The following is a 21,162-nucleotide window of genomic DNA, read 5'->3' on the forward strand; positions in this document are numbered from 1 at the left end:
GCCGGGGTGGAAGGTGTGTGGTGACGGCAGCCGCGTTCGACTGTGACGTGCTGGTGATCGGCGGCGGGATCATCGGCCTGTCGACGGCGTATGCCCTGACGCGTGCGGCGCCGGGCACCTCCGTGGTGGTGCTGGAGAAGGAGCCGGGCCCGGCCCGTCACCAGACCGGGCGGAACAGCGGAGTGATCCACAGCGGGATCTACTACCGCCCGGGCTCGCTGAAGGCACGTTTCGCCGTGCGCGGCGCGGCGGAGATGGTCAAGTTCTGCGCGGAGTACGGAATCCCCCACGAGGTCACCGGCAAGCTGATCGTCGCCACGGACCGCGAGGAGCTGCCCCGGCTGCACGCCCTGGTCCAGCGCGGCAGGGAGAACGGGATTCCGGTGCGCGAGCTGGGCCCCGCGGGCATCGCGGAGTACGAGCCGCAGGTGCAGGGCGTCGCGGCGATCCGGGTCGGGACGACCGGGGTGTGCGACTTCGGCGCGGTCGCGGCGCAGCTCGCGGAGGCGTCGGGAGCCTCGGGTGCGGAGGTGCTCTACGGCGAGGAGGTGCGGGTCGTCGACCGCCGGCCGTGGGGTGTCGCGGTCCGTACGGCCGGTGGCCGCGTCGTCCGCGCCCGGACGCTGGTGAACTGCGCGGGGCTGCACTGCGACCGCGTCGCGCGGCTCGCGGGTGACGAGCCGGGCATGCGGATCGTCCCCTTCCGGGGGGAGTACTACGAGCTGGCCCGGCCCGAGCTGGTCCGCGGACTGGTGTACCCGGTCCCGGACCCGGCGTTCCCCTTCCTCGGCGTCCATCTCACCCGCGGCATCGAGGGCGGCGTCCATGTGGGGCCGAACGCGGTCCCGGCGCTGGCCCGCGAAGGCTACGACTGGTCCACGGTCCACCCGCGCGAGCTCGCGGCCACGCTGACCTGGCCGGGCACCTGGCAGATCGCGCGCCGCCACTGGCGCTACGGCACGGGCGAGCTGCACCGCTCCCTCTCCAAGCGCGCCTTCACGACGGCGGTCCGCAGGCTGCTGCCCCCCGTCACGGAGGACGATCTGCGGCCGGCCGCCGCCGGCGTCCGCGCCCAGGCGGTGCTCCGGGACGGCACCCTGGCGGACGACTTCCTGATCATGGAGTCCCTCCGTACGGTCCACGTCCTGAACGCACCGTCACCGGCGGCGACGGCGTCCCTCCCGATCGGCCGTGAGGTGGCCAGACGGGCTCTCGCGCACCTGACGGATGCGTGACGCGCACCACCCGGGGACCGGGCGGGCCGCCGTACAATCGGGGCATTGTGTCTGAGTCCGAGAACGTCGTCACCGAAGGTCCCCGCGTGTCCTCCCCCCGTACCGTCACCGTCCGCCCCAAGGGCGAGCCGCGCTTCCCCGGCGGCCCCGCCGCGGATCCCGCCGGATCGCACCACGAGCGTCGGATCCGCAGCTTCCAGCCGCGCCGGAGCCGGGTGACCACCGGGCAGGGCGAGGCCCTGCAGCGGCTCTGGCCGGTCTGGGGCCTGGACATCGACGGGCTGCGCACCCTCGACCTGGGCGAGATGTTCGACGGGCTGCCGGTCGTCCTGGAGATCGGCTTCGGGATGGGCGAGGCGACCGCGCGGATGGCCGAGGCCGACCCCGGCACCGGCATCCTCGCCGTCGACGTCCACACGCCCGGCCAGGGCAATCTGCTCGGCCTCGCGGACCGGGCGGGGCTGACCAACGTGCGCGTGGCCAACGGTGACGCGATCATCCTGCTGCGCGAGATGCTCGCCCCCGACGCGCTCGACGGACTGCGGGTGTACTTCCCGGACCCCTGGCCCAAGAAGCGCCACCACAAGCGCCGGCTGATCCAGCCCGAGTTCCTCACCCTCGCCGCGAGCCGGATGAAGCCGGGTGCGGTCCTGCACTGCGCGACCGACTGGGAGCCGTACGCCGAGCAGATGCTCGAGGTCCTCACCGCCCACCCCGACTTCGACAACACCGAACCGGCCGGCGGCTACGCTCCCCGTCCGGCGTTCCGCCCCCTGACCCGCTTCGAGGGCCAGGGCCTCGACAAGGGCCACGTGGTGCACGACCTGCTCTTCCGCCGCGCGGGCTGACCGCGCCGGCTGATCGCGCGGGCTGACCGCGCCGGGCCGGGCGGCGGCGCCGCACGGACGCTGTGGACCATGGCCGGAGGAAGCCCAACGGCGGTATCGCCGTCGCGCGGTGTCGGTGGTGCTCGTTAGGGTCGTCTGGTGTCCGACTGGTCCCCGCAGCCGCAACAGGCCGCCCGCCCCGACGTTCCGACGTTCGACGAACAGCCGCTGTTCGACGCCGTACCGGAGCGTGCGCGCTGGCGGTACAAGCCGCGCCGTGACTTCTGGCGCAGCAAGGCCGTGCGCGCCGGGACCCTGATCACCCTGCTCGCGCTGTCCGGTCTGGTCATCCTGGCGCTGGTGCGCGAACAGACCGGTACGGAGGGCTTCCTCGTCGGCCTCGGCCTCGCCGTGCTGCCGGTACCGCTGCTGATGGCGGCGTTCCGCTGGCTGGACCGCGTCGAGCCGGGCCCCTGGCGGAACCTCCTCTTCGCCTTCGCCTGGGGCGCCTGCGCGGCCGCCCTCGTCGCGATCATCGCGAACTCGTTCGCGACCCAGTGGATAGCCACGGCCACGGCCGACCCCTCGCACGCGGACACGATCGGCGCAACCGTCATCGCCCCCGTGGTCGAGGAGAGCGCCAAGGCGACGGCCGTGCTGCTCATCTTCCTCTTCCGAAGACGGGACTTCACCGGCGTCGTCGACGGAGTCGTCGTCGCCGGCTTCACCGCGACCGGCTTCGCCTTCACCGAGAACATCCTGTATCTCGGCACCGCCTTCGGGGAGGACCAGCAGATCGGCACGTCCGGTTTCGCCTCCGTCACGGCCGCGACCTTCTTCGTACGGATCGTGATGTCGCCGTTCGCCCATCCGCTCTTCACCGTGCTGACGGGCATCGGCTTCGGCCTCGCCGCCGCCGGCGCACAGCGCCGGAAGTTCCGCAGGACCGTACTGCCCCTGCTCGGCCTCGTCCTCTCCATCGGCATGCACGCGTTGTGGAACGGCTCAGGGGTGTTCGGCCCGTGGGGCTTCTACGCCGTGTACGCGGCGTTCATGGTGCCGGCCTTCGGCCTGCTGACCTGGCTGGCGGTCTGGACCCGGCAGCGCGAACTGCGCACGGTCGCGGCCGAACTGCCCGCGTACGCGGCAGCGGGCTGGCTCGCCCCGGCCGAGCCGCACGCCCTGTCGTCCATGCGGGCCCGCACGATGGCCCGCGACATGGCGGGCCGTACGCACGGCCGGGAGGCCGCCCGCGCCGTCTCCGAGTACGAGGTCTTCGCGACCTCCCTGGCCTTTCTGCGGCACCGGGCCCATCGGGGCGCGGCGGGCACGGACTTCGTCGCCCGTGAGCAGGAGCTGCTCCACCACCTCTGGCAGCGCAGGGACGTGGCGGGCCCGGCCCTGACGTACGCGGCCCGCGCGACGGGCCGGGTCTGGCAGCCGCCCCCGTATCTGGACTACGGGGGCTACAACCCGTATCGCGGCTAGGGCCTTCGGGGCCGTCCTCGCGGCATGGCGTCCGGGCAGGGCAGACCGGCGACCCAGGCGTCGGGGGGAGTGCGCCAGGGCCGCCGGCGACTTGGGGGAGGACGAGCACGCGTACGAGCACGCGTCCTCGTACGCACACGGGTGCGGCCCGGTCCGGCGAGAACCGGAACCGGGCCGCGGCCCCGGGCCGGAAGCCGACCCGGAGGAGCACGCAGAGGGAGATGCCTTCAGGCGGAAGGGCCCTCAGAGGGAGAGGCCTCCGGACGCAGAGGTCCTCGGCCGGAAAGCCCTCGGACGGACAGACCCCCGGACGCAGAGACCCTCAGCGGAAGGCCCTCAGACAGAGAGGCCCTTGCCGCGCAGCCACGCCGCCGGGTCCACGCCGTCGCCGCCCGCCGTGTGCACCTCCAGGTGCAGGTGCGGGCCGGTGACGTTGCCGGTGGCGCCGACGCGCCCGATGGTCTCGGACGTGGAGACCTTCTGCCCCACGCCGACGGTCATCGACGACAGGTGGCAGTACCAGACCTCGCTGCCGTCCTCGAGCTCCAGCACGATGCGGTAGCCGTACGAACCGGACCAGCCCGCCGACTTGATGGTCCCGCCGTGAACGGCCTTGACGGGCGTACCGGTCGGGGCCGCGAAGTCGAGACCCGTGTGGTAGCCGGAGGACCACATGGAACCGGACTGCCCGAAGGTGGAGGTGAGCGTGTACGACGAGGTCGGCAGCGAGTAGCTCGCGGCGAGCTTGGCGAGGCGCTCGGCCTCCGCCTTGCGCGCGGCCTCGGCCTCGGCCTCGGCCTTCGCCTCGGCAGCCACTTCGGCGGCCTCGGTCTGCTGCTTCTTCGCCTCGGCGGCTGCCTTCTCCGCGGCGGCCTTCTCGGCGGCCGCCTTCACCTCGGCCTCGGCAGCGGCCCGCTGCTGATCGGCCTGCTGGAGGATCCGGGCGCGCAGCGCCTCGCCCGCGTCACCGGCGCCCTCGGCGCCGTCCGCCGCCGTCTGGGAGGCGGCGAAGGCGGTGAGCGGCGCGTCGTTCCCGTCCTCCTGGTCGGAGTCGTCCGACATGAAGGAGCCCACGCCGGGAAGGGATCCGGGATCCGGGAGGTTGTCCGTGATGGCGTCGGGGAGCGAGATGGAGACGGCCGGCTTGTCCTGCGCGGTGGCGATGCCACCCGCGCCGACCGCGGCTATGACGCCGACGCCGAGAACGGTGGAACTCCGGGCCAGTCCGTTGCGCTGCTTGACGACGCGGTGCCTGCCACGGACCGGACGGACCGATTCCTCGGTCGGGTTCCACTCCTCCGCCCCGGTGGCCGGTGTCCACTGGTCGCTGGGGACCCACTGTGTGGTGGGAGGCTCCTGGAGGGCAGGCTCGTTTGACGCCACGGAGGCGTGCTCCTTTCCTTCCTTCTCGCCTACCGGGTTAGCTGACGGGTTCGGAGCAGGAAGGTCTCCTACGAGCACGACGTAGTGCCCGATTCACCCCAATTGGTGGTTCCCCGGTTCCCTTGCGGAATTCGGCGCATGCGCACGGTGCCGTCTCTTGCGACGGCTGGGACGACCGCGCTGCGTTATCGAACGTTAATAGACACCGAGGTCGGATTCCAAGCTGTTCCCACTGATCGTTAACGACGTTGGCCTGGACTTACCAGCAACAAGAGGATCGAATCGGGCAAGTTGACCAACCCTCGATCCACTCCACTTTCCTGACGGTCTATCAAATGTTATGCGGAGCGGTGTCCTTCGATCACGGTCCGTGGCGCCCCCTCCACCGCAGGGGTCACGGGACGACGGGCATCGTCCTGCGCCGCTCCGGCTGGCGCTCCCCCGGCCGCCCGACCGCGAGCAGCGCCATGTCATCCGTCGACCTGCCGCGCGTATGCCGCCGTACGTCCTCGACGACCGCGTCCAGCAGCTCCTCCGGCCCGGGAAAGATCCGGCCGCTCAGCCGTGTGCGCGGATCGTAGAAGGCACCCTGCTTGTCACGCGCCTCCGACAGTCCGTCCGTATAGAGGAGGAGCGTGGCGCCGGGCAGGTAGGGGGTCTCGTACGCCCGGTCCGGCCACGCGTCCAGATCGCCCATGCCGAGCGGCAGGGCGCGCTCGGGCGGCTCCAGCACGTCCAGCCCACCGTCCGCGCCCAGCAGCAGCGGCGGCGGATGACCCCGGTTGACCATCCTGACCAGGCCGCTCCCGTGCGGGATCTCCGCGAGCACCGCGGTGGTGAAACCCTCGAACGCGTCGAACCCGGAGCGCCCCGTGCCCGCACGCGCCAGCGCCCGCTCCAGCCGCTGGGCGACACCCTCCAGCGAGGACTCCTGCTCTGCGGCCTCCCGGAACGCCCCGAGCACCACGGCCACCGCCTCGACCGCGTCCAGTCCCTTCCCTCGTACGTCGCCGACGACCAGCCGCACCCCGTGGGGAGTCTCCTGCACGGCATACAGGTCTCCCCCGATGAAGGCGTCCCGCTGCGCCGCCTCGTACCGCGCCGCGACCAGCAGCCCGCCGATCCGTTCGTCCGGCGTGGGCAGAACGGCGCGCTGCGCGGCCTCCGCGATGACCCGCGCCGACGCGAGGCGCTCGCCGCTGCGGCGTACGACCTGATTGATGAAGAGGGCCAGCACGGAGACCGTGAACACGGTCAGCAGCTCCGTCACGGCCGGGATCTCGCTGGTCCTGCTGTTGTACGCGTGGAGTCCTGCCACCGTCGCGACGGAGGCGACGCCCGTGAGCAGCGTGTAGAGGGCGGAGAAGAAGGGAGCGGCGACCAGCGGCGCCGCGGCGAAGAGGGGCGAGGCGGTGAACGACTCCGGGGTGCCCAGATCGAAGAAGACCCCGGTCACGATCAGCAGCACCGGCAACGCTCCGACGACCCTGCGGCCACCGTTGCGCCGCGGTCGTTCGTCGCGTTCTCGTTGCCCCACCAGTGGTCTCCTGCCAGGTCCGCCCGGCTGCGGACGGTACCGCGCCCTCTCCAGGCTGGCCGTAACCGCACCGCACGACGAATCGCCATCGGCCAACCGGACCAGCGGGCCGGCGGCTGTGCCATTTTGCCCCTGGCCGTGCCGTTGTGCCGTGCCGTTGTGCCACGCCGTTGTGGCCAATGCCGCTGTCCGTGCTGTCGGCGGGCTGTCCGGCCGTGCCGACGCCACCAGGGGGCCCTCCTGGTGACACCACCACACGTGGCGCGCCTCAGTCGTCGCTGAGGTTGCGCTCCGCGTACATCGTGATCGCATCGCGGACGAAGACCGCCGTTCCGTCCCCGTGCCGGTCGTAGTTCGCCGTGAAGCGCGGATCGGCGACGTACATCTCACCGAGCCCGATGACGTACGACCTGGTCGGTGCGGCCGTCACCGACAGCCACTCGCAGTGCCGCTGCGCGATCGCCTGAACCTCGTCGCTGTCCGGCGCGAGCCCGTCCTTCAGAGCCTGGCCGAAATCGCGGGCGATCGCGAGCTGACGGTCCTGGAACGCCTTCTTCTCCTGCGCGCTCAGCGAGCGCCACCAGCGGTCGCCCTTCTCGTACGCCTCGCGGCCCCAGCGCTGGGTGACCTCCTCCTCGTACCGGGTGTGGTCGAAGCCGTCGAAGACTTCTTCCGCCATGAGTTCCTCTCCCTTCTCCGTGCGGTCGAGAGTGGTCCGCACCGAGGCGATCTGTCGCCCGATGCGCTCCCGCTCCTGCTCCAGCAGCCCCAGATGGGCACGCAGGGCGGCGGCCGTGTCCCGCTGCCCCTCCAGGGCCTGCGCGATCGCCGGCAGCCCGAGACCCAGCTCGCGCAGCAGCAGAATCCGCTGCAGCCGGATCAGGGCGTCCTGGTCGTAGTAGCGGTAACCGTTGCCGCCGACGCGGCTGGGTGCGAGCAGGCCGAGTTCGCCGTAGTGCCTGAGCGTGCGGCTCGTCGTACCGGCCTTCTTGGCGATTTCCTGGATGGACCACTCCATGGCCCTCACGCTAAATCTTGACGTTGCGTAAAGGTCAAGGCCGGGCGGACGGAGACGGCCACCGGAACGCGGGCGACGGGAGAGCACCGCGCCGGAAGCCGGGAAAGCACCACGGAAGCCTGGAGAACCGGGAAAACACCGATGACCCGGGACCATGTGGTCCCGGGCCATCGGCCTTCAGTAGCGGGGACAGGATTTGAACCTGCGACCTCTGGGTTATGAGCCCAGCGAGCTACCGAGCTGCTCCACCCCGCGTCGGTGAACACAACCTTACGCCATCCGGAGCAAGATCCACTCCACTTTTCCCGCCGGGCCCCTCAGAACGCGGAAAACTGCAGGCCAGAGCATTCCGAAGCGGGCCCAAGCAGGCTGAAGCGAGCCCTCAGCAGGCCCTCGATCGGCCCACCACGTACGTCCCTGCCCGCGACTACTCGGCGACTTCGGTCCGCTCCCACCACTCGTACACGGTCAGCCGCCCCTCCGCGCTGTCCTCGTGCCGGGTCGTGGCCTTGAAGTGCTCGTAACCGCCACGGTGGGGAATCTTCAGCTCCTGTCCCGGAGGGGTGATCGGGACGATCTGCCCCTGCAGATCGTCCGGCCCGCCCTCCAGGCGTGCCTTGGTAGTCATACCTCCAGTTTTCCCACTCAGGCGACCTCCCCGCACGCCCGGAGCGCACCGGGAGCACACCTGGCGCACCCGTTCGGCTCATCCGGAGAGCTTGTCCAGGAAGCCGAAGAGATGGTCCCGGGTGCGTTCGGCCTGCTGCTCCACCGTGAGCGACTCCTGGAGGCGGCCGCCGGGAACCGGGGTCTTGATCCCCCGTACGTAGAGGGAGCAGGCGAGGTCGGTGCACATGTACAGCCCGACCGAGTTGCCCTCCCGGCCGGCCTGGCCCGTCTTGCGGGCCGTCATCAGGGAGACGCCGTCTCCCGGGTGGGTGGTCAGACACAGGGAACACATGCTGCGATGCAGATATCCCCGCTGCCGGGAGGGAAAGCGCAGCGCGATCCCGACGGCCGGGCCGTCGTCCCGCTCGGCGACGAGATAGCTGCGGTCGGGGGCGCCGGGGTCGCGCCACCCGAGGAAGTCCAGGTCGTCCCAGGGCCGCGCGTCGAGGTCGCGAGGGACGGCGAGACGCTTGGCCTCACCCTTCGAGCAGTTGATGAACGACGCGCGGACGGCGGACTCGGTGAGTGCCTTCATGACGCGGGACGCTACGTTTGCCTAGGATCCCTAGGCAAACGAATAATTCCCCTAGGAAGGGTGTGCATGCCCCCTGCTGATGCCCGTACCCGCACTCACGGCCGCGCCGGACTCAACACCGAGCGCGTGGTGCGTGCGGCAGCCGACCTTTCGGACGAGGTGGGGTTCGACGGCGTCACGGTCTCCGCGCTCGCCCGGCACTTCGGCGTCAGGGACGCCAGCCTCTACTCGCACGTGAGGAACCTGTCGGACCTGCGGACCCGGGTCGCCCTCCTCGCCACCCGGGACTTCGCCGACCGCATCACCTCCGCCGTGGCGGGCCGGGCCGGCAAGGACGCCCTGACCGCCTTCGCCGAGGCGTACCGGACGTTCGCCCTGGACCACCCGGGGCGCTACGCGGCGACCCAGAGCCGGCTCGACCCGTCCCTCCTCGACGCATCCCTCATCGACGCATCGCCGGACCTCGCCGCCGGCCCGCGCCGCATCATCGACGCCACCTACGCCATGATGCGCGCCTACGACCTCCCCGAACCGGACCTGACCGACGCCGTACGCCTGCTGCGCAGCACCTTCCACGGCTACAGCAGCCTGGAGGCGAACGGCGGCTTCCGCGCGGAACGCGACGTACAGGCATCCTGGGAGCGCGCCATCGAGGCACTCGACCACCTGCTGCGGAACTGGCCGCGCGCGTCCCCCGGCGACCACGACCAGCCGCTGCCACCGGACTCACCGGCTCCCCCGGCCCCACCGGCTCCCCCGGCTCCCCCGGCTCCCCCGGCTCCATGAACTTGCTGCTCGGCCACAGGACATGGACCCGCGCAGACCCGTCGCCGACGCCCCGGAACGGGGGTTGGCCTTCCGGTCGCACATGTCTGCCATGACGCGTCAGTGCCCGGCCGGACCTGGGGCCGGCCGGGCACTGGGAGGTAGGCCGTGTGGGACTCGAACCCACAACCAACGGATTAAAAGTCCGCTGCTCTGCCAATTGAGCTAACGGCCCTCGGCGAGTCATCCCCGAGCATAGCCGCACGACGCCCGGCATCCGATCGGGTATCGGTTGCCGGGCGTCGTCGCAGGCGGAAAGCGGGCCGGGAACGGGGAGCGTGGCCGGTCAGAAGAGTGTGCGGTAGTACTGCCAGCCCGTGGCGAGTGTCGTCGTCGCGCCGAACGACCCCTTGCCGTCGCCCTTGTTGCGGAGCAGTTTGCCGTTCGCGTCGCGCGAGAGGAGGTCCGGGAGGCCGTCGCCGGAGATGTCCCCGACGCCGAGAATGTCGGTGCGACCGGCGCCCCAGTCCCTGAAGACCAGCGCGCGGGGCTTCAGCGTGCCCGTTCCGGTGCCGCCGTAGCGCCACAGCTCGCCCGCCGGGTCGCGGGCCAGGAGGTCGGCGTGGCCGTCGCGGTCGATGTCGCCCGCGCCGATCAGGCGGTAGCCCTTCCAGCCGGTGCCGATGACGACGCCCGGGTCAAGGCCCGCGCGGGCGTTGGAGCGGTACAGGTAGAGCTTGCCCGTGGCGGCGTTGCGGGCCAGCAGGTCGGGGCGGCCGTCGCCGGTCAGGTCGCCGGGCGCGACGAGGGCGTCCATGCTGTTCCAGCCGGTGCCGATGAGCGTATGCGTGGAGGCCTGGCCGGACGGGAAGTACACCCCCTCGCACCGGCCGCCGATGCGCCACAGCCTGCCGTCCACGGTGCGGAGCACCATGTCCTCACAGCCGTCGCCGTCGAGGTCGCCCATCGGGACGAACCGCGTCGCCAGGTTCCAGGGACCGGTCGCCCAGTAGCCGGTCGCGCCGATGCGGTGCGCGGACAGCTTCCCCGCCGTCGTCATCGCGTAGTACTCGCCGAGCCCGTCCCCGTTGGCGTCCCGGAACGCCGACGCGCCGCCGGTCAGCCGCATCGAGCCGGAGCCGAGGCTCCGCGTGCCCGTGCCCGTGCCGTCGCCGGCGTCCGCGGTGAGGGCCCAGGTGTACGGGCCGCTCGCCGCCGTGCGGCCGTCGTCCCTGCGCCCGTCCCAGCTGATCCGTATCGCGGCGCCGTCCCGCTCCGTGCCGGAGAGCACCCTCGCGACCTTCCCGTACGCGTCCTTGAGGGTCAGCTTCCAGGAGCCGGCGGGCCGGCTGAGGCGCCAGTGGCCCGACCAGCGCGCCGACTCCTTGCGCAGGTCGAGCGTCGCGTCCGTACGCGCGTCCAGGAGCACCATCGGGGAGCGCGGCACGGTCACCGGCTTGATGTGGATGCGGCCGGCCTCGTCGGTGTACGCGAGGTGGCCGCCGTACTTGTCGACCGTCCAGTCCCACACGTACTGCCCGGCGTCGACGACCTGCTCGGACGTGGGCTGTCCGCCGCCCCGGTGGAAGTCGAGCAGCCGCAGCTTCGTCGGGTCGGGGTCCTTCCAGACGAGGAATCCGTCACCGATCTGGGCGCGTTGCACCACCGGCACCGGGATGCCGCGACCGGTGGTGTGGTCCCAGACGCCGGACTTGTTCGCGTCGGTGCAGCGCCAGTACAGCCAGCGGCCCACGGCCTGCAGCTCGTCCGGCCGGCAGCCGGAACCGAGCACGAGGTCCGGCGAGTTCACCTTCGTCCGCAGGTCGTACGAGTTGACCGTGCCGACGCGCGTCCCCGGCTTCCAGAGCTTGTCCCCCCACACGGCGGACGCGGTGATGGAGCGTGTGTGGACGAGCCCCAGGGGCTCGCCGGACGGATTGCGGTCCGCCTCGTCGAACGACCCGATGAGCTGCTTGCCCTGCCTGGTGTTGTTGACGACGACGTACGGTCCCGCCGCCCCGGCGACCAGGTCCGGCGCCTCCCACCAGCCCAGGGAGACCTCGCTCTGCGGTACGCGACCGCCGGCCGCCTCCTGGCCCACGCCGATCGGCACGTTGTAGGCGACCCGGCCGTCCCCGAGCGCCCACAGCCGGGACTCGAAGCCGTCGCACAACTCCCCGGCTCCCGGCCCGCACGGCCACTGCACCCAGAAGTGGGGCTCGGCCAGCCGCTGCGGGCCGGGCGTGGGCGTGCCGGCGGCGGCGAGGTCGTACTCGTACAGCCCCCGCCACTGCTCCGGGTCGATCCAGGCCGTGACGCTGAGCTTGCCGCCGCCGAGGGCGATCCCCTCCGGCCTGGCCGGGCGGCCGTCGCGGGTGCCGAGCGTGATGACGACCTCGTCGTCGGCGGCGCGCGCCGACCCGGGCGTGGCGGCCGCGGTCAGCGGGGAGAGACCGAGACCGCCGGCGGCCAGTGCGACGGCGGTCCCGATCGTGAGCGGTGTGCGTCTGAAGGTGCGGGTTGTCATGGTCGGCCCCCTGGTGAACGCGACGTCCCATCGTCGTCCTGGAAGCTATGACCGCCCGGACCTGCTGCGGGTTGTACAGGATTGAATGATCGTCAGTACGTCCGCCCGGCCGTCACCGGTCAGGTCTCCGGGCGCGGTGAGGGTTGAACTGGCACCAGCCGTTGCCGAGCAGAGTGGAGCCCTCGAACTGGGGTCTGGTCGCGAAGCCGGTGCCGATCTACACGTAGACGCCGCCGACAACGGGGCAGGGCCCGTACCCCTCGTGGGGTACGGGCCCTGCTCGGTGCGTCAAACGTCAGCCGTTGCGCTTCCAGCGCGGCTTGTCGTCGCGGCGGCCGCCTCCGAAGGAGCCGGAGTTCGAGCCACCACCGCGGTGGTCGTCGCGGCGGCCGTACGGACGGTCGTGGCCGCCGGAGCGGAAGCCGCCGCCCGAGGGGCGGTCGTCACGACGGTCGCGGTTGAACGGACGGTCGCTGCCACCGCGGTGGTCGCGACGCTCGAAGCCACGGTCGTTGTCGCGGCGCTGGAAGCCGCCCGAGGGACGGTCGTTGTCGCGGCGGAAACCACCGGACGGACGGTCGTTGTCCCGGCGCTCGAAGGAACGGCCACCACGGTCGTCGCGACGGTCGTCACGGCGCTGGAAGCCGCCACGGTCGCCGTCCCGGCGGTCGTCACGACGGTCGTTGTCCCGGCGGAAGCCGCCCGACGGGCGGTCGTCGCGGCGGAAGCCGCCACGGTCGTCACGACGGTCGTTGTCGCGGCGCTGGAAGCCGCCCGAGGGACGGTCGTTGTCGCGGCGCTGGAAACCACCGGAGGGACGGTCGTTGTCGCGGCGCTGGAAGCCACCGGACGGACGGTCGTTGTCCCGGCGGAAACCACCACGGTCGTTGTCCCGGCGGTCGTCACGGCGCTGGAAGCCGCCACGGTCACCGCCACGGTCGCCACCGCGGTCGCGACGCTCGTAGTTGCCCCGGTCGTCGCGGTACGCCGGACGCTCCTCGCGGGCCTCCCGTACCGGCTCCGCCTCGACGGCGGCCGCAACGGCCTCGGCCTCGGCCGCCTCCGTCACCTCGGCGACCGCGGCCTCCGGGTCCTCGCCCCGCTCGCGCGCGGCACGCGCGACCAGACGGTCGGCCTCCTCGCGCAGCTCGGCGGCGCGGCGCTGGACACGCTCCAGCTCCTTGGTGAGCTGGGCGACCTCGCGCTCGGCCTGCTTGGCCGCGTTGTTCGCGGAGTCGGCCTGGACCTCGGTCAGCGAACGGGCGCCGGTGATCTCGGCGACCTCCGGGTCGAACGCGCCGGCACCGCCGACGATGTGGCGCGAGGCGTCGACGCCCGCGTCCTCCATCAGACGGAAGATCTGGCGGCGCTGGTGCGGGAGCGCCAGCGAGACGACCGTGCCGGACTGGCCGGCACGGGCGGTGCGGCCCGAACGGTGCAGGTAGTCCTTGTGGTCCCCGGCCGGGTCCACGTTCAGGACGAGGTCGATGCCGTCGACGTGGATACCGCGGGCGGCGACGTCGGTCGCCACCAGCGCGTTGACGTAACCGTCCTTGAAGTCGGCGAGGACGCGGGTGCGGGCACCCTGCGTCATGCCGCCGTGCAGCGCGTCGGCCTTCACGCCCGCGTCGACGAGCTGCTCGGCGATACGGTCGGCGCCCAGCTGCGTACGGACGAAGATGATCGTGCGACCCTTGCGCGCGGCGATCGCGGCCGTGACCGGCGCCTTGTCCTTCGGCTTCACGACGAGGACGTGGTGGGTCATGGTCGTGACGTTGCCCTGGGCGCTGTCGACCTCGTGGCTGACCGGGTTGTTCAGGTAGCGCTTGACCAGGGTGCCGATCTCGTTCTCCATGGTGGCGGAGAAGAGCATGCGCTGGCCGCCCTCGGGCACCTGGTCGAGCAGCTCCGTGACCTCGGGCAGGAAGCCCAGGTCGGACATCTGGTCGGCCTCGTCGAGGACCGCGACCTGGACGTTCTCGAGGGAGCAGGCGCCACGGTTGATGATGTCGCGCAGTCGGCCCGGGGTGGCGACGAGGATGTCGACGCCGCGCTCGAGCGCGTAGATCTGGTTACCCATGGACGTACCGCCGCAGACGACCTTGATCTTCAGGCCGAGGACGTCGCCGTAGGGCTGGAGGGCGTCCGCGACCTGCATCGCGAGCTCACGGGTCGGGGTGAGGATGACGGCGCGGGGCTTCTTCTTCTCGGTCTGGCCGCCGGCCAGCGTGGCCAGGGTCGGCAGACCGAAGGAGAGGGTCTTGCCGGAGCCGGTACGGCCACGGCCCAGGATGTCCTTGCCGGCCAGGGCGTCCGGGATGGTCGCGGCCTGGATCGGGAACGGGACGGTGACACCGTTCTGGGCGAGCTTGCGGACGACGCCCTCGGGGAGACCGAGGTCGCCGAAGGTCACGTCGGGGGTGCTGGGGGCCTCGGTGTCGGCCGTGTCGGCCGCCTCGGCCTCGACGACGTTCTCGACGTTCTCGACGCTCTGCGCGTCGTCGATGTTCTCGTCGTTCTCGGGCAGGACGGCACGGTCAGTACTGGAAATGGACATGCGAAATGCGAAACCTTCCGGAGTCTCGGCACGCGCCCAAACTCCGTGATTCGCAATTCGACCGCCTCAATGCGGTCAGCCACGGCAAGGGAGAGTACGCGCCACACGCGGCGCGCTTCTGCTGGCGCCGGGCAAATGGGATCAAACGATCTACCACCATACGCACCCTCACCCTCCGATGGCAAACCGCCGCCCTGCGTCGCTCGTCACACTCCTCGGCCTCCCCTCGAAGCCCCTCGGCTTCCCGAAGGCCGTTCGCTGCCCGAAAGCCGTTGGCTGCCCGACGCCCGGTACCTACGCCGTGACCCGGCGGGCGGTCACTCAGGCCCCATCTGCGGCGAGGCTTCCGGCTCGATCCGCAGCTCGTCCTCCTCGTCGTCGATGGCCTCCCGCATCGCGCCCATCTGCGTATCGGCCGCCGGTGACGCGGTCGGCGGCTCGGTCGGCGGCTCGCTGGGGTCCGGATCCGGGTCCGGGCCGGGCGGGCTCGGGTCCGTGGGCGGCGTCGGCTCGGCCGGTGGAGTGGGATCCGTGGGCGAGGTGGGATCGCCCGGCGTCGTGGGCCACTGGGGCTCGAGCGGCTTCGGGCCGCCGTCGCCCTTCGGCGGGGTCGCCGGGGGCGCCACGGTGGCGCCCGGGCTCGCCGTGCCGCTGGGCTTCCCGCTCCTGGCCCCCGCCTCGGAAGGCGCGGCTCCGCCCATGCCCGTACGGCCGTGGCCACCGGCTGCGCCGGGCGCGGCGCCTCCGCCGTCCGGTTCCGCCGCGGTGCCGCGGTGCGGGGACTTCACGGGCACCGGCTCGTCGGCGCCGTCGCTCACGCTCATGCAGCCGGCGGAGGCCGCGGCTGCCAGGGCGGAGGCGATCCAAACGGCACAACGGCCTGGGGCGGACAACTGGCGCACGGGCGGCACCTCCGGGACACGGGACACGGGTTTCCCTGCCCAACTCCCTTTGCCCCGCAAGGGACACGCCCCCCGGGAGGCGGCTCCGTGCCCGCTAGCCCTCCAGCCCTCCCGTCAGGCCCGCCCCCAGCACCACCGCGCCCAGCCCGACCAGCAGCGACACCAGCACGTTCGCCACCGCCAGGAAGCCCCAGCCGCGCTCGGCCAGCCTGAGCGTCTCGTACGAGAAGGTCGAGTACGTCGACAGCGCCCCGCACAGCCCGGTGCCCAGCAGCGCGTACGTCCCCGAGCCGACCGAGGCTCCGGCCAGCACCCCCAGCACGAAGCTCCCCGACGCGTTCACGACGAAGGTGCCCCACGGGAACACCGAGTCGTGCCGCAGCTGCACCTCACGGTCCATCAGATAGCGCAGCGGGGCGCCCACCGCCGCTCCCACGATCACCAGGACCCAGTTCATGGACCCACCATCCTGCGGGTCACCGACGCCCCCAGCCACACCGCGCCCAGCGCCCCCGCGACCGTGGCCGCGGCGTACGCGAGGGCGGCGCCGCTCTGCTGACGCTCCAGCAGCCCGGCGAAGTCCAGGGCGTACGTCGAGAAGGTGGTGAATCCGCCGAGCACCCCGACGCCGAGGAACGGCCGCGCGAGCGGCCGCCTGACCACCTGACGCTCGCTCACCAGCACCATGAGGACGCCGATGAGCGCACACCCGAGCACGTTGATGGCGAACGTGGCCCAAACGGACGGCCAGGCCAGGGACACCGCGTACCGCGCGGTCGCCCCGATCACCCCGCCCGCCGAAACCGCCGCGAGGACCTTCCACTTCGCGGCACCCGCGGTTTCCGCCCGCTGGGCCGGCACATGGAGGTCGACGTCCGGATCGATCGCCTGCGGACGCCGATCGCGGGAGTGCGGATCGCGCTTACTCCGATCGCGGGAGTGCGGATCGCGCTTACTCCGATCGCGGGAGTGCGGATCGCGCTTACTCCGATCGCGGGAGTGCGGATCTCGGGAGTGCGGATCTCGGGAGTGCGGATCTCGGGAGTGCGGATCGTGCGGGTTCGGTTCGGGGGAGGCCGGACCGGGGTGTTCACTCATCCGTACCCCAGGGCGTGCAGCCGCTCGTCGTCGATCCCGAAGTGGTGCGCGATCTCATGGACGACCGTGATCTCGGTCTCCTCGACCACGTCCTCGCGGGAATCGCACATCCGCAGCGTCGGCCCCCGGTAGATCGTGATCCGGTCCGGGAGCACGCCCGCGTACCACTCGCCGCGATCGGTCAGCGGAGTCCCCTCGTACAGCCCGAGCAGCTCGGGGTCGGACGGGTCGGGTTCGTCCTCGACGAACACGGCGACATTGTCCATCAGGCGTGTCAGCTCCGGCGGGATCCTGTCCAGCGCCTCGGCGACCAGTTCCTCGAACTCCTCGCGCGTCATCTCCAGCACCCGGCCATTGTCACGCACATGCGCCCCGGCGGGCGGGCATAGCCTGCCGCGCACATGGGCATACGGGACCAATGGCCGCTCGTGAACGGCTCCATGCCGGCCTCGCCCGCCTCAAGCGCCACTACCGCTCGCGCCACACAAGCCCCATCAGCACCCTCGTCCACACACCCCACCCGTACGGCCGCGCCCTCGGGCTGATCGTCGTCGTCCTGCTGGGGGCTTGGCTCGGCCTGCTGATCGTGGGGTCCGTCCGTACGCCGGTCGGCCCCATGGACACCAGCATGACGCTCCGCCCCTCCCTCTCCGGCGGCACGAAGATCAACGTGTCCCCGCTCGGCGCCCTCGAACTCGATTCGCACACGGCACCCATCCGCCTCGACGTCGACATCGACCAGCTCGACCCGGTCCGCTCCCAGGCCCTCGTCGAACACCCCGAGCGTCTCGCCGGCCTCCAGGAGGAGGTCACCCAGGACGTCGCGGCCGGCACCCGCGAGCTGGCCCTGCGCTCCTGCGTCGCCGTCGTCTCCGGCGCCACCGCCCTGGGCCTCGCGGTCTTCCGCCGCCCGCGCCGCGCCCTCGCCGCCGGCGGACTCGCGTTCACCCTGCTGGCGGCCTCCGGCATCAGCGCGTACACCACCTGGAACCCGCAGTCGGTCCTGGAGCCGAAGTTCTCCGGCCTGCTCAGCAGCGCCCCCTCGGTGGTCGGCAACGCGCGCTCGATCGTCACCGAGTTCGACGTCTACCAGAAGGAGTTGGCGCGCCTCGTCACCAACGTCACCAAGCTGTACGAGGCGACCTCCACGCTCCCCGTCTACCAGCCGGACCCGGGCACCATGCGGGTCCTGCACGTCTCCGACATCCACCTCAACCCGGCGTCGTGGCACATCATCGGCTCGCTCGTGGAGCAGTACGACATCGACGTGATCATCGACTCCGGCGACACCATGGACCACGGCACCGCGGCCGAGAACACCTTCCTGGACCCGATCCCGGATCTCGGCGCGCCGTACGTCTGGGTCCGCGGCAACCACGACTCGATCGTCACCCAGCGCTACCTCCAGCGCCTCAAGCACGTCCACGTCCTCGACGAGGGCCGCGCGGTCACCGTGGCCGGGCTGCGAGTGGCGGGCACGGGCGACCCCCAGTTCACGCCGGACCGCTCGACGGTTGCCCAGGGCGACCCCGCCGAGCGCATGGCCGGGATCCGCCTCGCCTCCGCCCTCCGCGACCAGAGCCGTGCCGGCACCCCCGTCGACATCGCGGTCGCCCACAACCCCGTCGCCGCCCGTGAGACCGACGGCGAGGTCCCGCTCGTCCTCGCGGGCCACGTCCACCACCGCGAGACCGAGCTCCTGCCGCTCGGCACCCGCCTCAAGATCGAGGGCTCCACGGGAGGCGGCGGACTGCGCGCCGTCGAGAACGAGAAGCCGGAGAAGGTCCGCGCCTCCGTCCTCTACCTCGACCGGGGCACCCGCACCCTCCAGGCCTGGGACGAGATCACCCTGGGCGGCCTGGGCCTCACCACGGCCGAGGTCAGCCGCCACCTGGCCACCGAGCCGCCACCACAGGGCCCCGACGCCGAGCGCACCACGCCCCCGGCGACCCTGCCCTCCCCCGCCTCGTAAACCGTTTTGGCGATAGGTCCCCGCATCCCATATGCTTCTCACGTCCCCGACGCGCTGCGAAGCGCCCAGGCGGGCCCTTAGCCCTCATCGTCTAGTGGCCCAGGACGCCGCCCTTTCAAGGCGGTAGCACGGGTTCGAATCCCGTTGGGGGCACGTACAACCGTGTGCGAGACTTGCTCTCGCACAATGCATCACCTCTGGTCCTGTGGAGCAGTTTGGAGTGCTCGCCACCCTGTCAAGGTGGAGGCCGCGGGTTCAAATCCCGTCAGGACCGCTGCGACTCTTCGTGAGTCGCGTGGCTGGGTAGCTCAGTTGGTACGAGCGTCCGCCTGAAAAGCGGAAGGTCGCCGGTTCGACCCCGGCCCCAGCCACCGTACCGAAGGCCCCGATCCTCTGGATCGGGGCCTTCGTCGTACCCGGGATCCGCCCCCCGGGCCCACCCCCGAAATGGCATGCCCGTGTCGGAGGTCGTTGCTACGCTCCAGCGGCCCGCCGCCCGGGCGGGCGTCACAGGGGAGGGGACACACCTTGGGAAGACGCTTCCGAGGCAGAACGACGGCGGTGATCGCCGTCGCGGCGCTGGGTGTCATGACGGCGCCGGGAGCGGCGGTGGCGGCGGAGAACCAGCCGCCGTCGCAGCCGCTGATCAGTGAGCTGAAGACGGGCTACGAGGGATGCGCCACGGGCGAGAACCGGTTGTACGTCGCCCAGCCGCCCGCACTCACGGCCGTTCTCCGAGACCCCGACGCGGTGCCGCCGCTGTACGTGGGGCTCACGGCGCAGTTCGAGATGTGGTGGACCGATCCGCAGGGGCAGGAACAGCGCAGGTCCTACTCGTCGGAGTACCAGCAGGGCTCGGGCAGCTCACACCGTTGGCAGGTGCCCGCGGACATTCCGGCCGACACGTTGATCTCCTGGCGGGTCCGCGCCTTCGACGGCACGGCATGGTCGCCCTGGAGTTCCGACGGTAATGGGGCGCCCTGTCAGTTCATTCACGACAAAGTGAGCCCCGAGAAGGCCACGGTGACATCGACCGACTATCCGGCCGACACCTGGACGGACGGCGAAGGTGTCTACGGCAGCTTCACGGTCGACTCGCCGTCCGACGACGTCGTGAGGTACGAGTACGGCTTCATGGGCGGTCCGTACGGTTCCGCGGAGCCGGAAACGCCCGGGGGATCGGTCACGATCCGGCACCTCCCTCTTCGGTACGGGCCGGACCGGCTCGATGTGTACGCGGTGGACCGGTCCGGTCGGCGCAGCGGCACCACGTACTACTCCTTCGGCGTGAACAGGGGTCGCGCCCCCTTGGCCCACTGGAAGCTCGCCGACCCGGCCGGCTCCCGGAGCGCCACCGCCGAGAACGGCCCCGTCGCACGGGCCGGGGCCGGCGTCACCTTCGGCGCCGCCGCGCCGAGCGGGACCGGGCTCACCAGCACCGCCCGCCTGGACGGCTCCGGGCACGGCTTCCTGACGCCGGACGTTCCCGCCGTCACACCCGGGAAGACCTTTGCCGTGGGCGGCTGGGTACGCCCGGAGCGGACCGACCGGGACATGACCGCCGTCAGCCAGGACGCCGGGACGACGGCCCCGGGCTTCACCCTGGGGCTGCGCACGGCGGACACGGCGCCCGTCTGGTCGTTCGAGATCGGCGACGCGAAGGTCAGCGGCAGTGCTCCCGAGACCGGCGAATGGGCGTACGTCCTCGGGCTGTACGACGCGGAGACCGGCACCGCGCGGCTGTACGTCAACGGGACCGAGACCGGCACCGCCGTGCAGGCCACCCCTTCGACCGCGAGCGGCAATCTGCAGATCGGGCGCGCCAAGGGCAAGCTCGGCTACCGGGACCGCTGGCAGGGCGAGATCGGTGATGTCCGGACGTACGACCGGGTCGTCGTCCCCGAGGAACTGACCCGGCTCGCCCGCCGCGCCGCACAGCAGACAGGGCACTGGTCCCTCGAATCCGCCCCCGACGGAGTCTCCCAGGAGGAGAGCGGCGGGCAGGCGCTGCGACTCGGCGGTGGAGCCTCGATCTACACGCAGTCGCAGGAGTGCGATCTGCTGGATCCGGAGTGCGTCCCCGCGCCCTGGCCGCTGGACGGCGAGGGGCACCTCGAACTGGACGGCGTGGACGGGTACGCGGCCACCGAGGAGCCCGTTGTCGACACCAGCGACAGCTTCACTCTCGCCGTACGGGTGAGGCTCACCGACCGTGAGCCGGCCGGCCCCATGACCGTCCTGTCGCAGCGCGGAGAACAGGCCGACGCGTTCCGACTCCGCTACGTCCCCGCCGAGTACCGCTGGCAGCTCGTCATGACACACGCGGATACGGCCGGCGCGCAGGAGACCGTGGTGGCTTCGATCGCGTCACCGGACGGCGGCGAAGGGTCCGGACACCGGCTGGCGATCGTCTACGACGACGCGGCGGACCAGATCCGGCTCTACCTGGACGGGCACACGACCGTCGGCTCGACGGCCGCTTTCCGAAGTGCGTGGAAGAGCGGCGGCGGCCTTCAGGTCGGCAGGGCCACGGCCGGTGACGGCTGGAGCGAGTACCTGCATGGTTCGGTGGACGAGATCCGTTCGTTCTCGGGTGCCCTGACCGCCACCGAGGTCGTTCAGTTCGGCTGATGACCGGTGGGGCCCGTC

General features: G+C 71.6%; 17 protein-coding genes, 5 tRNA genes and 1 riboswitch. Of the genes, 9 read left to right on the forward strand and 13 right to left on the reverse strand.

What is annotated here, in order from left to right; translation table 11 throughout:
* Positions 1-17: 17 nt before the first annotated feature.
* The 3 genes from lhgO (at position 18) to OG766_RS16515 (ending at position 3,550) form a co-directional block, all read left to right on the forward strand.
* A complete protein-coding gene (gene lhgO / locus OG766_RS16505; RefSeq protein ID WP_328725663.1) occupies positions 18-1,235 on the forward strand; it encodes an L-2-hydroxyglutarate oxidase in 1,218 nt (405 codons plus the stop codon).
* A gap of 86 nt (positions 1,236-1,321) precedes the next feature.
* The gene (gene trmB / locus OG766_RS16510; protein ID WP_266384196.1) at positions 1,322-2,083 is read left to right on the forward strand and encodes a tRNA (guanosine(46)-N7)-methyltransferase TrmB; all 762 of its coding nucleotides are present in this window, start codon (positions 1,322-1,324) and stop codon (positions 2,081-2,083) included.
* A gap of 138 nt (positions 2,084-2,221) precedes the next feature.
* Entirely contained in the window at positions 2,222-3,550 is a 1,329-nt protein-coding gene (locus OG766_RS16515; RefSeq protein ID WP_266379811.1) for a PrsW family intramembrane metalloprotease, read from the forward strand.
* A 336-nt stretch (positions 3,551-3,886) separates the two neighbouring features.
* On the opposite strand, the gene OG766_RS16520 is transcribed toward OG766_RS16515, so the two are convergent.
* From OG766_RS16520 to OG766_RS16545, 6 genes are all read right to left on the reverse strand, one after another.
* Entirely contained in the window at positions 3,887-4,933 is a 1,047-nt protein-coding gene (locus OG766_RS16520) for a M23 family metallopeptidase (protein ID WP_266379814.1), read from the reverse strand.
* An 11-nt stretch (positions 4,934-4,944) separates the two neighbouring features.
* Positions 4,945-5,080, reverse strand: a riboswitch (cyclic di-AMP (ydaO/yuaA leader).
* A 247-nt stretch (positions 5,081-5,327) separates the two neighbouring features.
* On the reverse strand, positions 5,328-6,470 hold the full coding sequence (locus OG766_RS16525) for a PP2C family protein-serine/threonine phosphatase (RefSeq protein WP_328725664.1): 1,143 nt from the start codon (positions 6,468-6,470) through the stop codon (positions 5,328-5,330).
* A 268-nt stretch (positions 6,471-6,738) separates the two neighbouring features.
* The gene (locus OG766_RS16530; protein WP_328725665.1) at positions 6,739-7,488 is read right to left on the reverse strand and encodes a MerR family transcriptional regulator; all 750 of its coding nucleotides are present in this window, start codon (positions 7,486-7,488) and stop codon (positions 6,739-6,741) included.
* A 181-nt stretch (positions 7,489-7,669) separates the two neighbouring features.
* Positions 7,670-7,743, reverse strand: a tRNA-Met gene (locus OG766_RS16535).
* 172 nt (positions 7,744-7,915) lie between these two features.
* Positions 7,916-8,116 (reverse strand): DUF5988 family protein, encoded by a 201-nt coding sequence (locus OG766_RS16540; protein WP_328725666.1) that lies wholly within the window; start codon positions 8,114-8,116, stop codon positions 7,916-7,918.
* Between the two features lie 78 nt (positions 8,117-8,194).
* Complete coding sequence (locus tag OG766_RS16545; RefSeq protein ID WP_328725667.1) at positions 8,195-8,692, reverse strand: FBP domain-containing protein; 498 nt, start codon at positions 8,690-8,692, stop codon at positions 8,195-8,197.
* Between the two features lie 66 nt (positions 8,693-8,758).
* Here OG766_RS16545 and OG766_RS16550 point away from each other — a divergent pair, with 66 nt between their 5' ends.
* Positions 8,759-9,478: a TetR/AcrR family transcriptional regulator gene (locus OG766_RS16550; RefSeq protein WP_328725668.1), complete on the forward strand. Its 720-nt coding sequence runs from the start codon at positions 8,759-8,761 to the stop codon at positions 9,476-9,478.
* Positions 9,479-9,619: 141 nt separating this feature from the next.
* Here the strand turns inward: OG766_RS16550 and OG766_RS16555 are convergent.
* From OG766_RS16555 to OG766_RS16585, 7 genes are all read right to left on the reverse strand, one after another.
* Positions 9,620-9,692: transfer RNA gene (locus OG766_RS16555), tRNA-Lys, on the reverse strand.
* A gap of 111 nt (positions 9,693-9,803) precedes the next feature.
* Complete coding sequence (locus tag OG766_RS16560; RefSeq protein ID WP_328725669.1) at positions 9,804-11,984, reverse strand: FG-GAP-like repeat-containing protein; 2,181 nt, start codon at positions 11,982-11,984, stop codon at positions 9,804-9,806.
* 295 nt (positions 11,985-12,279) lie between these two features.
* Positions 12,280-14,541 (reverse strand): DEAD/DEAH box helicase, encoded by a 2,262-nt coding sequence (locus OG766_RS16565; protein ID WP_328725670.1) that lies wholly within the window; start codon positions 14,539-14,541, stop codon positions 12,280-12,282.
* A gap of 317 nt (positions 14,542-14,858) precedes the next feature.
* Entirely contained in the window at positions 14,859-15,365 is a 507-nt protein-coding gene (locus OG766_RS16570) for a hypothetical protein (RefSeq protein ID WP_266379835.1), read from the reverse strand.
* A 172-nt stretch (positions 15,366-15,537) separates the two neighbouring features.
* The gene (locus OG766_RS16575; RefSeq protein WP_266379838.1) at positions 15,538-15,900 is read right to left on the reverse strand and encodes a fluoride efflux transporter FluC; all 363 of its coding nucleotides are present in this window, start codon (positions 15,898-15,900) and stop codon (positions 15,538-15,540) included.
* Positions 15,897-16,304, reverse strand: a complete 408-nt coding sequence (locus OG766_RS16580; protein ID WP_266384198.1) for a fluoride efflux transporter FluC — start codon at positions 16,302-16,304, stop codon at positions 15,897-15,899. Before OG766_RS16580 ends, OG766_RS16575 begins: the two co-directional genes overlap by 4 nt.
* Before the next feature lie 233 nt (positions 16,305-16,537).
* Complete coding sequence (locus OG766_RS16585) at positions 16,538-16,888, reverse strand: metallopeptidase family protein (protein WP_266379841.1); 351 nt, start codon at positions 16,886-16,888, stop codon at positions 16,538-16,540.
* A gap of 71 nt (positions 16,889-16,959) precedes the next feature.
* On the opposite strand from OG766_RS16585, the gene OG766_RS16590 reads away from it, so the two are divergent.
* The 5 genes from OG766_RS16590 to OG766_RS16610 all read left to right on the forward strand — a co-directional run bounded on the left by OG766_RS16590 (position 16,960) and on the right by OG766_RS16610 (position 21,144).
* On the forward strand, positions 16,960-18,513 hold the full coding sequence (locus tag OG766_RS16590; RefSeq protein WP_266379844.1) for a metallophosphoesterase family protein: 1,554 nt from the start codon (positions 16,960-16,962) through the stop codon (positions 18,511-18,513).
* Positions 18,514-18,593: 80 nt separating this feature from the next.
* Positions 18,594-18,666: transfer RNA gene (locus OG766_RS16595), tRNA-Glu, on the forward strand.
* Between the two features lie 46 nt (positions 18,667-18,712).
* Positions 18,713-18,787 (forward strand) — tRNA-Asp (locus tag OG766_RS16600).
* A 23-nt stretch (positions 18,788-18,810) separates the two neighbouring features.
* Positions 18,811-18,884, forward strand: a tRNA-Phe gene (locus OG766_RS16605).
* 157 nt (positions 18,885-19,041) lie between these two features.
* The gene (locus OG766_RS16610; protein ID WP_323137290.1) at positions 19,042-21,144 is read left to right on the forward strand and encodes a LamG domain-containing protein; all 2,103 of its coding nucleotides are present in this window, start codon (positions 19,042-19,044) and stop codon (positions 21,142-21,144) included.
* Positions 21,145-21,162: the final 18 nt, after the last annotated feature.

It is taken from the genome of Streptomyces sp. NBC_00259, from assembly GCF_036181745.1.
Classification (GTDB): domain Bacteria; phylum Actinomycetota; class Actinomycetes; order Streptomycetales; family Streptomycetaceae; genus Streptomyces; species Streptomyces pratisoli.